11 protein-coding genes are annotated in these 13,246 nt (G+C 74.0%); 7 read left to right on the forward strand and 4 right to left on the reverse strand.

The features are described 5' to 3' along the window. Positions 1 to 2: 2 nt before the first annotated feature. The 3 genes from ALA01S_RS10535 to ALA01S_RS10545 form a co-directional block, all read right to left on the reverse strand. Positions 3 to 2,675, reverse strand: coding sequence for an AAA family ATPase (locus tag ALA01S_RS10535; protein ID WP_066335730.1), 2,673 nt, complete (start codon positions 2,673 to 2,675; stop codon positions 3 to 5). Further along, entirely contained in the window at positions 2,672 to 3,793 is a 1,122-nt protein-coding gene (locus ALA01S_RS10540; protein ID WP_066335734.1) for a metallophosphoesterase family protein, read from the reverse strand. Before ALA01S_RS10540 ends, ALA01S_RS10535 begins: the two co-directional genes overlap by 4 nt. Positions 3,794 to 3,875: 82 nt before the next feature. Further along, the gene (locus ALA01S_RS10545) at positions 3,876 to 4,913 is read right to left on the reverse strand and encodes a helix-turn-helix transcriptional regulator (RefSeq protein WP_084267418.1); all 1,038 of its coding nucleotides are present in this window, start codon (positions 4,911 to 4,913) and stop codon (positions 3,876 to 3,878) included. Between the two features lie 185 nt (positions 4,914 to 5,098). On the opposite strand from ALA01S_RS10545, the gene ALA01S_RS10550 reads away from it, so the two are divergent. The 7 genes from ALA01S_RS10550 (at position 5,099) to ALA01S_RS10580 (ending at position 10,908) form a co-directional block, all read left to right on the forward strand. Continuing rightward, positions 5,099 to 6,160: a hypothetical protein gene (locus tag ALA01S_RS10550; protein WP_066335737.1), complete on the forward strand. Its 1,062-nt coding sequence runs from the start codon at positions 5,099 to 5,101 to the stop codon at positions 6,158 to 6,160. 174 nt (positions 6,161 to 6,334) lie between these two features. Further along, a complete protein-coding gene (locus ALA01S_RS10555) occupies positions 6,335 to 6,928 on the forward strand; it encodes a hypothetical protein (RefSeq protein ID WP_157118889.1) in 594 nt (197 codons plus the stop codon). Between the two features lie 119 nt (positions 6,929 to 7,047). Further along, complete coding sequence (locus ALA01S_RS10560) at positions 7,048 to 7,635, forward strand: hypothetical protein (RefSeq protein ID WP_066335744.1); 588 nt, start codon at positions 7,048 to 7,050, stop codon at positions 7,633 to 7,635. Between the two features lie 73 nt (positions 7,636 to 7,708). Then, positions 7,709 to 8,008 (forward strand): HPr-rel-A system PqqD family peptide chaperone, encoded by a 300-nt coding sequence (locus ALA01S_RS10565; RefSeq protein ID WP_066335748.1) that lies wholly within the window; start codon positions 7,709 to 7,711, stop codon positions 8,006 to 8,008. 10 nt (positions 8,009 to 8,018) lie between these two features. Further along, on the forward strand, positions 8,019 to 8,960 hold the full coding sequence (locus ALA01S_RS10570) for an HprK-related kinase A (protein ID WP_066335749.1): 942 nt from the start codon (positions 8,019 to 8,021) through the stop codon (positions 8,958 to 8,960). Positions 8,961 to 9,036: 76 nt separating this feature from the next. Continuing rightward, positions 9,037 to 10,197: a nucleotidyltransferase domain-containing protein gene (locus tag ALA01S_RS10575; RefSeq protein ID WP_218011446.1), complete on the forward strand. Its 1,161-nt coding sequence runs from the start codon at positions 9,037 to 9,039 to the stop codon at positions 10,195 to 10,197. A gap of 504 nt (positions 10,198 to 10,701) precedes the next feature. Beyond that, a complete protein-coding gene (locus tag ALA01S_RS10580; RefSeq protein ID WP_066335752.1) occupies positions 10,702 to 10,908 on the forward strand; it encodes a hypothetical protein in 207 nt (68 codons plus the stop codon). On the opposite strand, the gene ALA01S_RS10585 is transcribed toward ALA01S_RS10580, so the two are convergent. Further along, the gene (locus tag ALA01S_RS10585; protein ID WP_157118890.1) at positions 10,905 to 13,001 is read right to left on the reverse strand and encodes a hypothetical protein; all 2,097 of its coding nucleotides are present in this window, start codon (positions 12,999 to 13,001) and stop codon (positions 10,905 to 10,907) included. The two genes, ALA01S_RS10580 and ALA01S_RS10585, sit on opposite strands and share 4 nt — an antisense overlap. Positions 13,002 to 13,246 lie beyond the last annotated feature (245 nt).

The raw sequence follows: 13,246 nt of genomic DNA on the forward strand, positions 1-13,246 counted from the left end.
CTTCAGCGCCCTTGGCGCAGCGCCTCCAGGCTGCGCGGGGCCACGCCCAGGTCGCGCCAGACCTCGGGGTGGCAACTGAAGACCAGGATCTGGTGCCGCGTGGCCGCGTCGAACAGGATGCGCTTCATGGCCGACAGCCGCGCCGCGTCGCTGTGCACCAGCGCGTCGTCCAGCAGGATCAGCGTCGGCCGCCCCGCCTCCTTGAGCAGGTCGGCGTAGGCCAGGCGGCTGATCAGGCCCATCTGCTCGCGGGCGCCGAAGCTCAACTGCTCGAAGGCGCCCTCGCCGTCGGCCTGGCTGACGCCCTCGCGGCGCAGCGGGCCGGGCATGAGCAGATCGTCCAGCTCCACGCTGGCGCGCGGGAACAACAGGCCCAGATAGCGGTTGAGGTGCTTCTGCAGCGGCGCCTGCAGCCGCTGCGTCAGCGCCCGGCGCTTTTCGTTGAGCAGGCCCAGCAGCAGGTCCAGCGCCTGGGCGCGGCGCTGCAGCTCGGCGGCGTGGCGCTGGGCGCGCTCCAGCGCGGCGCGCTGGTTGGCGAGGCTGTCCTCCAGCCCTTGGGCGCCGGCTTCGTCCAGCCGGGTCTGCAGGTCGCGCCGCTCGTCGCGGCGCTGCTGGTAGGCGCGGTGGGCCAGCTCGGCGCTTTGCTTGAGGCGCTGCACGTCCTGCTGCAGCAGCTCCGGCCGCGCGGCGTCGATGTCGGCCTGCTTCGCCTTCAGCAGCGTCTGCAGGTCGTCGCGCTGGCGCAGCAGCGCCACGCGCTCGGCTTGGGCGCGCTCCAGGGCCACGCGCTGCTCGTCCGAGGCCAGCGCCGCCTGCAGCGCCTCGTGCTCGCGGCGGGCGTGTTCCACATTCGCCTGCGCCTGCTCCAGCTCGGATTGCGCCTGCTGCGCCGCCTGCCCGGCCTGTTCCCATTGCCGCGAGGCGTCCTTCAGCGACTGCTCGGCCTGCGCCGGCGCGGGTAAGGCGTCGTCGCCCGGCTCGGCCGGCGGCAAGGTTTCGATCTGCTGCACCGACGCGGCCAGGCGGATTTGCAGGTCGTCAGCTTCAGCCTGCAGCGCCGGCACGCCCTGCGGGGCGAGCTGGGCGAGCAGGGCCTGGCGCGTGTCGATCTGGCCCGCGAGCACGCGCTGGCGCTCATGCCGGGCCTCGGCCTCGGCCAGTGAAGCCACGCCCAAGCGGCGCAGCAGCGATTGCAGCGCCGCGCCGGCCTCCTTCAGTTGCGCGGCCAGGCGCTGCAAATCCGCACCGCCGGGCGTGACCGTCACCTGTCCTACGCCCGGCAGCTCCAGCACCGCGGGCTGCAGCAGCAGCCGCCCGCCCTGGCCCGCCAAGGGCTGGCCGTCCAGGCGCGGCGCGGTGGCGGCGCCAGTGCCGGCGTGGTTGAAGCTCCATTGCAACTGCGTGGCGGCGGCCTCGCGGCGCAATTCCAACTCGCGCAGGCGCTGCTCGGCCGCGCGCAGGGTTTTCAGGTGCGCCGTGTCCAGGGCCACGCGCTGGGCTTCCTCGCGCAGCCTGGCCAGCTCCACGCCATGGGCCTGGGCCTCGGCCAGGGCGGACTCCAGCGCGCGCACGCGCTGCGCCGCGGCCGCGTGCTCGCGCTGCAGCGAGGCACGCCACTGCTGCGCGTGCACCCGCTCCCGCAGTGCCTGCGCGGCCTGCCGTGCCTGGTCGGCCTGCGACTCGCGCGCGCGGGCCGGCGCCAGCCGCTGCGCGGCCGCCTCGCGGGCCTGCTGCGCGGCCTCCAGCGCGGCCTGGCGCTGCGAAAGCGAGCGCTGCTGCTGCGCGTGGGCATCGAGCTGCTGCTGAAGCAGGTCGATCTGGCGCTGCAGCGGCGCGAGCTGCTCGCGCTGGCGCTGGAGCTGCTCGGCCGCGGCGTGCAGGCCGTCGAGCTGCGCTTGGGCCGCCTCGCGCTGCGCCTGCAGCGGCTCCCAGGGGCGCTCGGCCTCGTCCAGCGCGATCTCGGCCTGCACCTGGCCCAGCCGGTCCACCTGCTCGCGGTACTGCGCCAGGCGCTGCTGCGTCTGCTGCAGCTCGGCCTGCAGCTCCTCCCGCAGCGCCAGCGCCTCGGCGTAGGCGCCGCGGGGCTCTCCCTTCTTCTCGGTGAGCAGCGCGTTGCGCTCCTCGCGCACGCGCTCCAGCACGTCGTCGCCCGCGGTGCTGGCGACCTCGCCCAAGGAGCCCTGCAGCGCCGTGCGCAGGTGGTCGGTGGCGTGCTGCACCTCGGCGCGGATGTGGTGGCTGCCGCCCTGCTCTATCCACAGCAGGCCCGGAATGCCCCAGTGCTCCGGCTTGCTCTCGCCGCGCGTGGCCAGTTGAAAGCCCAGCAGCTCGCACAGGCGGGCTTCGGCATCGTCGTTCTCCAGCGCCTGCGCGTCCACCTGCAGCCGGCAGCGCTTGCGCTGCAGGAACTGCTTATGCAACCGCCAGCGGCTGCCCGCGGCGTCGAACTCCAGCTCCACGCTTGGGCTGGCAGCGCCGTCGCCCCAGGGCTGCAAGTCCTTGACGCTGCTGGAGCGGTAACGCTCGAAGAAGGCCGCGCGTATGGCACGGACGATGGTGCTCTTGCCGCTCTCGTTGGGGCCGGTGATGAGGTTCAGGCCCGGGTCCAGTTGGGCCAGCTCCAACGGCTGGCGGAACTGCTTGAACTGCTCGATGCGCAGGCGCTGCAGCTTCATGCCCGCTCTCCTTGCGCCTGCTGGCGCTCGCGCAGCAGCCCGGCCAGCACGGCCAGGGCTTCGCGGGCCACCTCGTCGCCCTCCTGGCGCGCGCGCAGCGTGCCCAGCACTTCACCCAGGTAGCCGTCGGCGCGCAGGGCCTCCACGTCCTCCTCGGTGGGCGCGAGCTGCAGCGCCTTGCGGTCGAGCAACAGGCAGCGCAGCCGCCCCTGGGCCTGGCCCAACAGGGTTTCCAGCCGCTCGTGGGCGGCCAGGTCCAGCCGGCCCGCGAGCGTGAGCGAGAGCACGTCGCGCGCGTCCAGCGCGGCCAGCAGCTCGCCCAAGCGGTCCACGTCGCCGGGCAGCGACAGCGTTTCGCCGCGCTCGTGCCAGCGGTGGCCGGCCACGGCGTGCGGCGTGACCTGCGGCGGCGCGCCCGGCGCCGTGAGGTCCACCTCCAGCACATGCCCAGGCGCGTTGCCCTTGAACCTGTCGGGCTCGGGCGTGCCGCTGTACCAGGTGCGCTCGTCGATCTGCTTCATGCCGTGCCAGTCGCCCAGGGCCAGGTAGTCCAGGCGGGCGCGGCGGGCGCGGTCGGGGGCGATGGGGTTCAAGGAATCCACCTCCTCGGCCAGCAGCCCCTGCACGCTGCCGTGGGCCAGGCCCACGCGCAGCAGGCCCGCGGGTGTTTCCTGCGTGTCGAAGAACCCGGTGAGGTCGGTGTGCGTGTGGCGCTGGGTGAGCGGCGCGCCCAGCACGGCCAGGCCGATGTCGGCGAACACCTGCACGCCCGGGCGCTCCAGCACGTGGGCATTGGGCGGAATGCAGTTGAAGCGCCGCGCGCGCGTCCACACGCTTTCGGCCAGCGCCGCGTCGTGGTTGCCGGGGATGAGGACCCAAGGCCCGGCAAAAGCTTCCAGCGCGTTGAAGAGGCGGCGCAGCGTGCGCTCGGAAACGGTCTGCGTGTCGAACACGTCGCCGGCCACCAGCACCGCGTCCACGCCGCGCTCGCGCGCCAGCGCGGCGATGCGCTCCACGGCCAGGAAGCGCGCCTCGGCCAGCGGGATGGCGTCCTGGGGATCGAAGCGGCCGTATTGCCGGCCGATCTGCCAGTCGGCGGTGTGCAGGAATCGGGTCATGTCGGGGGAAGCTGCTGGCTTGAAGCCCGCCGCGGCGTGCGGGCGGGCGGGAATGAGGGGCGGGGGATGAGGGACGGGATTGTCAGGCGGCGCCGTACTGGCCGGCGGCGTCCTTCAGGCGCTGGGCCACCAGCGCGGCCAGGCTGGCGGGCTTGAGCACGCGCACCTGCTCGCCGTGGCGCAGCACGTCCATGGCCAGCTCCGTGGCCTCGGCGTAGGGCAGGCGCAGCGTCAGCGCGCCGTCGCTCTCCACGGTGGCCTCCTGCGCCGGGTGCCACTGCTCGTGCGCCACCCACTGCGCGGCCTCCGGCGTGAAGCGCAGCGTCGCCCACTGCAGCTTGCCGCCGGTGAAGATGCCGTAGCCGGCGTCGAACTCGGCCTCCACGGTCTTCAGGCCCACGTCGCGCGCGCGCTGCTCCAGCGGCTGCACGGCGCGCACGGCGTCCAGCGCGAAGCGGCGCAGCCTCTCGCTGCCGTGGCACCAGCCGTCCAGGTACCAGGTGCTGCGGTAGTGCACCAGGCGCTGCGGCGAGACCACGCGCTCGGTCTCCTCCTGGCGGCTGCGCACCCAGTAGCTCATCTGCACGCGCTGGCGCCGCGTGAGCGCGCTGCCGATGATCTCGAAGTGCCGCGGCGCCACCGGGCGCCGCGCGGGGCTGGCGATCTTCACGCGGCGCATGAGCTCGCGCGACTCGTTCTCGCTGGGGCCCAGCATGCCGTGCAGCCGTTCCAGCAGCGGCTGCAGGTGGCGCGCGAGCACGCCGCCCTCGTCCAGCCCCTTGATGAGCTGGTGCATGGTCAGCAGCGCGTGGATCTCGCCTTCGCTGAACCACAGCCCCGGCAGCTCGTGCGCCGTGTCGCCGCCCTGATGCGCGGCGGTGCCGTTGCCGTTGCCGGTGCCGGTGCCGGTGCCCGCGGGCGGGGCGAAGCGGTAGCCGTTGCAGCCGCGGTCGTAGACGATGGGCGCGTTCATGCGCTCGCGCAGGTACTCCAGGTCGCGCTTGAGCGTGGCGCGCGAGACGCCCAGCTCCGCCATCAGCTCCGCGAAGCTGACGCAGCCGTCGCCCAAGCGGCTGCGGATGAGCATCTCGATCTTGTAGAAGCGTTCAGTACGGTCCACAGACTCCCTCCAGAAGGCACATCGTACAAAACGTAACAGCGCCCGGCCGCCGTGCCGGAACGGGGCGGCTGTTGAGAAGTCCGATTATCCCTGCGGGCTTATCCACAGGCTCATCTGGTGAGCCGCATCAAGCGCATACTGTATGAATCCACAGGATCCGAACAGTGTTATCCAGGAGCCGCGACATGACCCAGGGGAGGCTTGAATTCGACGCGCCGGTGCAGGACCCGATCGGCTTCGACATCGGCTGGGAGCATGCGCGCCACGCGATCACGCCGCCGCAGGCCTGGCTTGGGCCGGGCAGTGCGCTGCGCCAGGGCTGGGAGGCGGGCCAGGCCCGCTTTGGCCGGCGCACGCGCGCGGCCACGCCCGCGGTGCGCGACTGGCTGCAGTTGCGGTTGCGCGCCTGGGAAGGCGGGCGCGAGTTCGAGGCGCTGCAGGTCACGCCGCTCTTCCTGCGGCAGATCGACGTTGGGCACTGCCCCATCACCCGGGAGCCGCTGACGCAGTCGCTGGACCGGCCCACCGACGCCTGCGTGGACCGCGTCTTCGACGCCGCGGGCTACGCCGCCGGCAACCTGGCCGTGATGAGCCGCGCCGCCAACCTCGCCAAGGGCTCGCGGGACCTGGCCGGCGTGCAGGCACAGCTGCAGCGCATGGCGCGCGGCGGCCTGGCCACGCTGGACGGGCTGAGCGCCGCGCAGTGGGAGCGCGTGGGCGCCCTGGTCTCCTTCGTCACGCCGCTGGCGCACGAGGCGGCGGCGCGCCAGCCGCTGCTCGTGCTGCCCCCGCCGCGGCTGCGCCTGCTCAATCCCGTGCAGGGGCTGCAGGCGATGCTGACGCTGCAACTGGCGCAGCCGCAGTGGTCGCAGCGCCTCTCGTGCATCGAGGCGCTGTTCGACGCCATGGGCCTGCGCCAGGACTACAACCTCTTCATCCACACCCTGATTCCCCGGCTGCTGGCGGCCCAAGTGCGCGGCGACCCGCTGCGCACCCGTTGGGCGCTGGAAGACGCCTGGGCCCACGAGGCGCTGAACCGCCGCTGGCAGCGCCTGGCCCTGCGCCTGGACGCCGACGCGGCCGAGACGCTGATCGGCCGCATGGTCGCCCGCGGCCTGGCGCCGCAGGGCGGCGTGCTGGCCCACGCGAGCAGCGAGCAGGCCACCGAGGGCTGGGCCCTGGACCGCCAGGGTTTCACCAGGCAGCCCCCGCGCCGGCGCGCGGCGCAGCGGGCGGCCGGGCGCTGAGGGGACACGGGACGAGGAACAAGGGGCGGAGCGAACGAGATGCCTGGGAACCGGGTGGCTGCCCGGCAGGATTCACAAAGCCATCACACCCCTCGGGGAATTGCTGCGCACAGTTCCCTGCACGGCCATGGATTACCCGCGCGCGGTACGCGCGGACATCGGCCGCAGATGGACATGGACCACGACAAGCCGGCACCCGCGCCTTCGCCCAGCACCACCGACGACCCCGCGCGCGAGCCCAGCCGCCGCGCCATGCTGCGCCGCAGCCTGGGGGCGGCCGCGCCGGTGGTGCTCACGCTCTCCAGCGCCCCGGTGGCGGCGGGCCAGTGCATCACGGCCTCCGGCTTCGTCTCCGCCGCCGCCTTCCACAGCCGCCCGGCCCAACTGGGCGTGCTGCCCTGCGACGGCCTCTCGCCGGCCGAGTGGGCGCACCGCGCGCCCTACTGGCCCAGCGACGTCAAGACCAACACCCGCTTCCACAAGGCGTTCGGCGCCAAGACGCTCACGCCGGGCTTTCCCGAGAGCACCACGCTGCTGGAGGTGCTGCAGTCGCCCATGACGCTGGAAGCCCACATCACCGCCGCGCTGCTCAACGCCTACCGCGGCGGCATGGAGCGCCCCTTCGACACGCCGACGGCCGTGCTGCTCATCTGGGACAACATCCGCGCCAACGGCGGCTTCTACAAGACCGGCGACCCGAGCTCCCAGGCGCCGGCCATGACGCCAGGCGGCACGCTGCAGTGGATCGCCATGAGCTGGGAGCTGTAGCCAACCCCTGCCGCAGCGGGCGCACTTCACGTGCGCCGTGCACACCCTCCCTGCTGGATCAAGTGAGCGGGCGCGGCGCGCCCTTACACTTTCGCCACGAGCGACCATTGGAAAAAGGGATGGACATGCATGAGGACAGCAGCGGATTGAGCGCGGCGCAGGACGGCACGCCCGCCGCCCACCGCCTGGCGCGCCGCCGCATGCTGCGCCGCAGTTTGGGCGTGGCCGCGCCGGTGGTGTTGACGTTGGCCAGCGCGCCGGTGGCCGCCGGGAGCTGCGTGTCGGCATCGAGCTTCGTCTCGGCCGCCACCTTCGCCAGCCGCGCCCCCAAGGGCGTGAGCGCCATCAGTTGCTCCGGCCAGTCGCCCGCGAGCTGGGCCGCCTCCCACGCCTGGCCCGCCGGCGTGGACCGCAACACCGCCACCTTCGCCGAAAAGCTGGGCGAGCCGCCGCTGGCGGCCTTCCCGTCCACGGCCACGCTGCTGGACGTGCTGCAGCAGCCCAGCACCCTGGAGGCCCACATCGCCGCCGTGTGGCTCAGCGCCTACGCCGGCACGCTGGCGCCGCCCTTCGAGGACGGCGACGCCGTGCGGGCCCTGTGGTCCAACATCCGCGGCAACGGCGGCTTCTTCAGGCCTGACAACGCCGAGCTGCGGGCGCTCACCGAGCAGGGCACGCTGCAGTGGCTGGCCATGACCTGGCAGTAAACGCCCGCGCGCCCGCAGACCTCCGCATCCGCACACGTCCGCACATCCCCTGCGCACGCCAGACGCCCACCGCATGGAGCCGCGCTACGCCGTGCCCGCGGGCACGCTGCACTGGCGCCGCTGGGACGGCGAGGAGGAGATGGCCGTCTTCGACGCCGCCTCCGGCAGCACGCACCTGCTCTCGGCCGCCGCCGCCGAGGTGCTGCTGGCGCTGATGGACAGCCCCGAGCCCCTGGACGCCCCCGCCCTGGCCCAACTTCTCCTGCCCGGCGAGGACGGCGCCGCGCCGCTGCCCGCCGACGTGCACGCCCTGCACACCGTGCTGCTGGACCTGGCCTGGCTGGGCCTGGTGCGCGGCCAGGACACCCCATGAGGCCGGGCGCATGAAGGTGGGCGCGCTGGAGCCGCGCGCCCTGCGCCGGCGGCTGCGCGGACCGGGGCTGCGGCTGCGCACGGGGCCGGTGGTCAGCTGCATACGCTCGCCGCTGGAGGCGGTGGCGCGCGGCATCGCGCTGCACTACGCCGCGCACCCGCTGGAGCCGGACGAGGCCTTCGCCGACTTCCACGTCAGCGTGGAGCGGCCCGCGGGGCTGCGGCGCTGGTGGCGGCCGCAGGTGCTGTTCAAGCTCGACGGCGAATCGCCCTTCACCCCGCTGCCCGGCGACCAGGGCTTTCCCATCCTGGAGTGGGGCCTGAACTGGTGCATCACGGGGCAGTACCACCGCTTTCTCACGCTGCATGCGGCCGTGCTGGAGCGCGGCGGGCGTGCCCTGGTGCTGCCCGCGCCGTCGGGCTCCGGCAAGAGCACGCTGTGCGCGGCGCTGGCCCTGAGCGGCTGGCGGCTGCTGTCGGACGAGCTGACGCTCATCGACCCCGCCACGGGGCTGATCCACCCGCTGCCGCGCCCGGTGAGCCTCAAGAACGAGTCCATAGACGCGGTGCGCCGCTTCTCGGCCGCGGCGCGCTTTGGCCAGGCCGTGCGCGAGACGAGCAAGGGCACGGTGGCGCACATGTGCCCGCCGCTGGAGGGCGTGCAGCGTGCCGGCGAGCCCGCGCGGCCGGGCTGGATCGTCCTGCCGCGCTTTGCCGCGGGGCAAGGCGCGCAACTGCAGCCGCTGCCCAAGGCGCAGACGCTCATGCGGCTGGTGGAAAACGCCTTCAACTACAACATCCACGGCTTGAACGGCTTCCGGCGCCTGGCCGCGCTGGCCGACGCCAGCGGCTGCCACGCCTTCAGCTACGGCCGGCTGGAGGAGGCGGTGGCCGTGTTCGACGCGCTGGCCGCCGAGGCAGCCATCACGGCCGGTGCGGAGCCGTGCCCATGAGCGCCCCCGCCCGGCCGCTCGGATGGGGACGCTGCGTCCCGCCCGGCGGGACCGCGCGCAGCGCGGGGGTGCACCGGTGAGCCGCCAGCCCGCCGGCGCCATGCCCAGCGGCGAGGCCGCGCCCCCCGCCGCCGCCGTGGCCGACGCCGTGCTGCTCGTCCACGCCCTGGCCCACCCCGAGACGCTGCAGCGGCTGCCCCTGCCGCGCTGGGAGCTGCTGCTGCGCCAGGCGCGCAGCGCGGGGCTGCTCGCGCGGCTGGCGGCGCGGCTGCTGGAGCGTGGCCCACTGCAGGCCGTGCCCGCCGCCCCGCGCGCGCACCTGGACGCCGCGCTGCTGGTGGCCCACGCGCAGCACGAGGAGATACGGCGCGAGGCCGCGCACCTGCGGCGCGCGCTGGCGCCGCTTGGGCTGCAGCCCGTGCTACTCAAGGGCGCGGCCTACGTGGCCGCGGGGCTGCCGGCGGCGCAGGGCCGGCTGTTCTCGGACACCGACATCCTGGTGCCGCACGCGCGCGTGGGCGACGTGGAGCGGCAGCTCACGCTGCACGGCTGGCGCATGGACCCCGGCCTCAGCGCCTACGACCAGCACTACTACCGACAGTGGATGCACGAGCTGCCGCCCATGACGCACCAGCGCCGCTTCACGGTGGTGGACGTGCATCACGCCCTGCTGCCGCGCACCGCGCGCCAGCACCCCGACACCGCGCTGCTGCTGGCCGCGGCCTGCCCCTCGGCGCTGGAAGGCGTGCGCGTGCTGGCCCCGGCCGACATGGTGCTGCACGCCATGACGCACCTGCTGCGCAACGAGGAGTTCAGCCACGGGCTGCGCGACCTCTCGGACCTCGACGCGCTGCTGCGCCGCTTCGGCGCCGACGCGGCCTTCTGGCCGGCGCTGGCGGCGCGCGCGCGGGAGCTGGCGCTGGCGCGCGAGCTGCACTACGGCCTGCGCGCCGCGCACGGCCTGCTGGGCACGCCCGTGCCCGCCGACGCGCTGCAAGCCGCCGCCCAGGCCGCGCCGGGCGTGGCCCTGCAGGCGCTGATGGACGCCCTGTGGTCACGCGCCCTGCGCTGCCCGCACCCGCGCACGCGGCTGCCCTTCACGGGCGTGGCGCTGGCGCTGCTGTACCTGCGCGCGCACTGGCTGCGCATGCCCCCGGGGCTGCTGCTGCGCCACGCGTGGGTGAAGACGCGGCTGCTGTGGAACAAGACGGACACCCAGGCACCGGCCAGGCCCTGAGGCCCGCGGGCCATGGCACGGCGCGTGGCCGGGTTGGCTACGGCGCTTCGCACTCTCAGCCGTCATGGCCGCGACAGCGCAGTGCTGTCCGGGGAAACCGGCCGCCGTTGGTGTCCCGTGAGCCCAGGCGTTTCGCACCCTCATCCGTCATGCCCGCGAAAGCGGGCATCCACGCTGGCCGGGATGCCGGCGCACCAACGCTGGCCCTGGGCGATGCCGTTCTAAGGCCACACCTCGTGTGTTCGTGGATGCCCGCTTTCGCGGGCATGACGATGTAGAGGGCCAAGCGCCTGAGCTAACGGGATGTGGAGTCCTTCCCTGTTTTCCCCTGACAGCAAGTGCGCTTTCGCGGGCATGGCGCCTCCTCCCCTCACCCGCCGCCCCGTTGCCACAACCGGTAACCACGTTGTTTTGCCAAGCCCTGGAACATGCGCCCAACGCACGCCGCGGGCCGCAACCTGGCGCCTGCTGCGCGTGCACCGGGACAACGGGGATACGAAGGGGATGGACGCGATGGTTTCGGTTTGGTGGTTGCTGGTGGCGTTCTGGGTGGGCGGCGTGCTGGGCCTGCTGCTGGGTGCGGTGGCAGCGCTCTCGCGTGCTCCACGCGAAGGGGGCAAGGGCATTCCGGACGATAGGCGCGAGCCGCGCATGCCACCGCCGGGCCCCAGCCGCCACGCGCACGGCGGGGGCGCCGTCCCGCGCGGCTAGAGCGGCGCCGCGCGGCCGCCCGGCAAGGCCCGCGGCAGCAGCAGCGCCACCCACGGCAGCAGCCACAGCAGCCAGGCCGCGCGCGGCATGTCCATCACGCTGACGAACAGGCCCACCAGCAACGCCCCGCACAGCGCAGCGGCCAGGAAGACGGCGGCCTCGCCCAAGGCCTCGTCGCCGCCGTGCCCAAGGCGCGCCAGCCGCCACAGCGCCGCAACCACCAGCGCCAGGAAGGACGCCAGCCCAAGCGCCCCGCGCTCCAGCAGCAGCTCCAGGTACAGGTTGTCGATGTGCCAGGGCAGGTAGTAGTCCTGCGCCGTCGGCCACCAGCGCGCCAGGCCGTCCTTGAAGTCGCCGTTGCGCAGCAGCTGCTCGCCGCCGGCGTACAGGCGGATCTCCTCCACCCGCACCGAGCCGCGCACGGCGCCCACGGTCAGCACGTGGGCGCGCGGCAGGCCGCCGGCTTCCAGCGGCAGGCCGTGCAGCGGTACGTCCAGCGTGCGGCGGCCGTCCATGGGGCCGAGCACATTGACCTGCGCGTACTGGCAGCGGGTGTCGTAGAGCAGCCAGGCGTCGCACACCTTGAGCGACACCCGCGCCGGCCACGCGTCGGCGGACAGCCGCAACTGCACGCGGTGCGGGCCCGGGTGCGGCGCCACGCGCTGCGTGAGGCCGTAGTGGCTGCGCGGGTGCGCGCCCGGGCCGCGGCCGTCCAGGCGCACGCCACCCGGCTCCAGGCGTATCGCACCGGAAAAGCGCGGATGCCCGGGTGCCGCCACGTAGTGCGCCGGCAGCCGGCCCGCGCCCAAGCCCAGCAGCCAGTCCCCGCCGCCTTGCGGCAGCGACAGGCCGCGGCCCCAGTGCGCCAGGCGCGCCTGCAAGTCCATGGCCGAGGCGTTGAAGCGCTCGCGCATGAAGCCGCCCCCGCCCAGCACCGCGGCCACTTCGGCCAGCAGCGCCACGGCCAGCGTCACGCCCGCGGCGGCGCGCCAGCCCACGCTGGTGAGCCGCCACACCAGCAGCGCCATCAGCACCCACAGGCCCATGAGCAGCGCCAGGCCCTGCACCTCCAGCGCCTCCACCGCCCACAACAGCGCCAGCGCGGCGCTCAAGGTCAGTGGCGCGGCCTGCAGCAGGCCGCGCAGCGTCCCGTGCCGCCAGCGCCACAGCACCCACCAGACCAAGGGCAGCAGCATGGGCAGCGTCACGGCGCCGTAGACGCCGCGGGAGAAGGTGGTGAGCGCGGCGTAGAGCATGCCGGCCGCCAGCAGCCCCGCAGCCACCCAGGGCAGCGGCTCGCGCTTGCGCCACAGCGCCCACAGCGTGAAGGGCATGGCCATGGCGGCATAGGCGTCTATGGCCGCGCCGCCCACGTGCATCTCCCAGAACAGCGCCGTGGTGCGGTAGCTGGCGTTGAACTGCAGCAGCCCGGCATACAGCGCGCGCTCCCACAGCACGGCCGCCACGAACAGCGCCGCGCCGATGAGCATGCCCTTGCGCAGCCGGTGCAGCGCCCGCCGCGGCGCGGCCTGCAGCGCCTCGTGCAGCGCGGCCAGCAGCAGCAGCGACCAGCACAGCGCCTTGACGCCGCGCCAGACGTTCAGGGGCTGCAGGTAGGCATCGAACCAGCCCGGCATGCCGCCGGCATCCAGCCAGCCGCGCACGAGCGCCACCGCGCCGCTCAAGGCCAGCACCACCGCCAGCACGCGCGCCGCGCGGGGCATGGGCGGCACGGCCACGGCGCTGCCGCGCGCGGCCTCGCGGGCGCGGTGCGCGTGCACGCCGGCCGCGGTGGCCAGCAGCAGCAGGTCGAATTCGTCCAGCGCCACCCAGCCGGTCCAGGGCGCCAGGCTGGCCACGGGCAGCAGCGCCGGCAGCAGGGTGAGCCAGGCGGCGGGGGCCAGGAAATTCAGCAGCGCCCAGGACAGGAACAGCGCACAGGCCGCCGCGCCGCCCAAAGGGTGGTGGGCGGCGATGAAGAGGCCGGCCGCGGCGGCGCCGGCGGCCAGCACGGCGGCGATGGCGGCGCGGCCACGCCCCGGCGCGCCGGCCGCGTTTATGGCTGGGCGGCCAGGGGTCAAGGCGTCAGGCAAGGCGGCTCCAGGCGAGTCGCCAGTCATGCGGCAGCCGGCACGGTGCCGCACCCCGTGAACCCGGTGTTAGACCGTCTAACACCTGGCGTTGGGCCTGCCATTGGGCGCGTGAGGCGCCAGGCACCGTCTGGAAGCTGGTCTGCCACACGTGCGGCTGCATCTCGGCATCCCGTCAGCCCACGCGCCTGGGGCCCAGCCTTGCCACGGCATCTCGACAGCCGAGGCGATTCGCTTTTTGCTTCGTC

It is taken from the genome of Azohydromonas lata NBRC 102462, assembly GCF_001571085.1.
Lineage (GTDB): Bacteria > Pseudomonadota > Gammaproteobacteria > Burkholderiales > Burkholderiaceae_C > Azohydromonas > Azohydromonas lata.

Coding starts and splice junctions, on each gene's coding strand:
- ALA01S_RS10535 (WP_066335730.1), bottom strand. CDS start 2,675: ATGAAGCTGCAGCGCCTGCGCATCGAGCAGTTCAAGCAGTTCCGCCAG.
- ALA01S_RS10540 (WP_066335734.1), bottom strand. CDS start 3,793: ATGACCCGATTCCTGCACACCGCCGACTGGCAGATCGGCCGGCAATAC.
- ALA01S_RS10550 (WP_066335737.1), top strand. CDS start 5,099: ATGACCCAGGGGAGGCTTGAATTCGACGCGCCGGTGCAGGACCCGATC.
- ALA01S_RS10555 (WP_157118889.1), top strand. CDS start 6,335: ATGGACCACGACAAGCCGGCACCCGCGCCTTCGCCCAGCACCACCGAC.
- ALA01S_RS10560 (WP_066335744.1), top strand. CDS start 7,048: ATGGACATGCATGAGGACAGCAGCGGATTGAGCGCGGCGCAGGACGGC.
- ALA01S_RS10565 (WP_066335748.1), top strand. CDS start 7,709: ATGGAGCCGCGCTACGCCGTGCCCGCGGGCACGCTGCACTGGCGCCGC.
- ALA01S_RS10570 (WP_066335749.1), top strand. CDS start 8,019: ATGAAGGTGGGCGCGCTGGAGCCGCGCGCCCTGCGCCGGCGGCTGCGC.
- ALA01S_RS10580 (WP_066335752.1), top strand. CDS start 10,702: ATGGACGCGATGGTTTCGGTTTGGTGGTTGCTGGTGGCGTTCTGGGTG.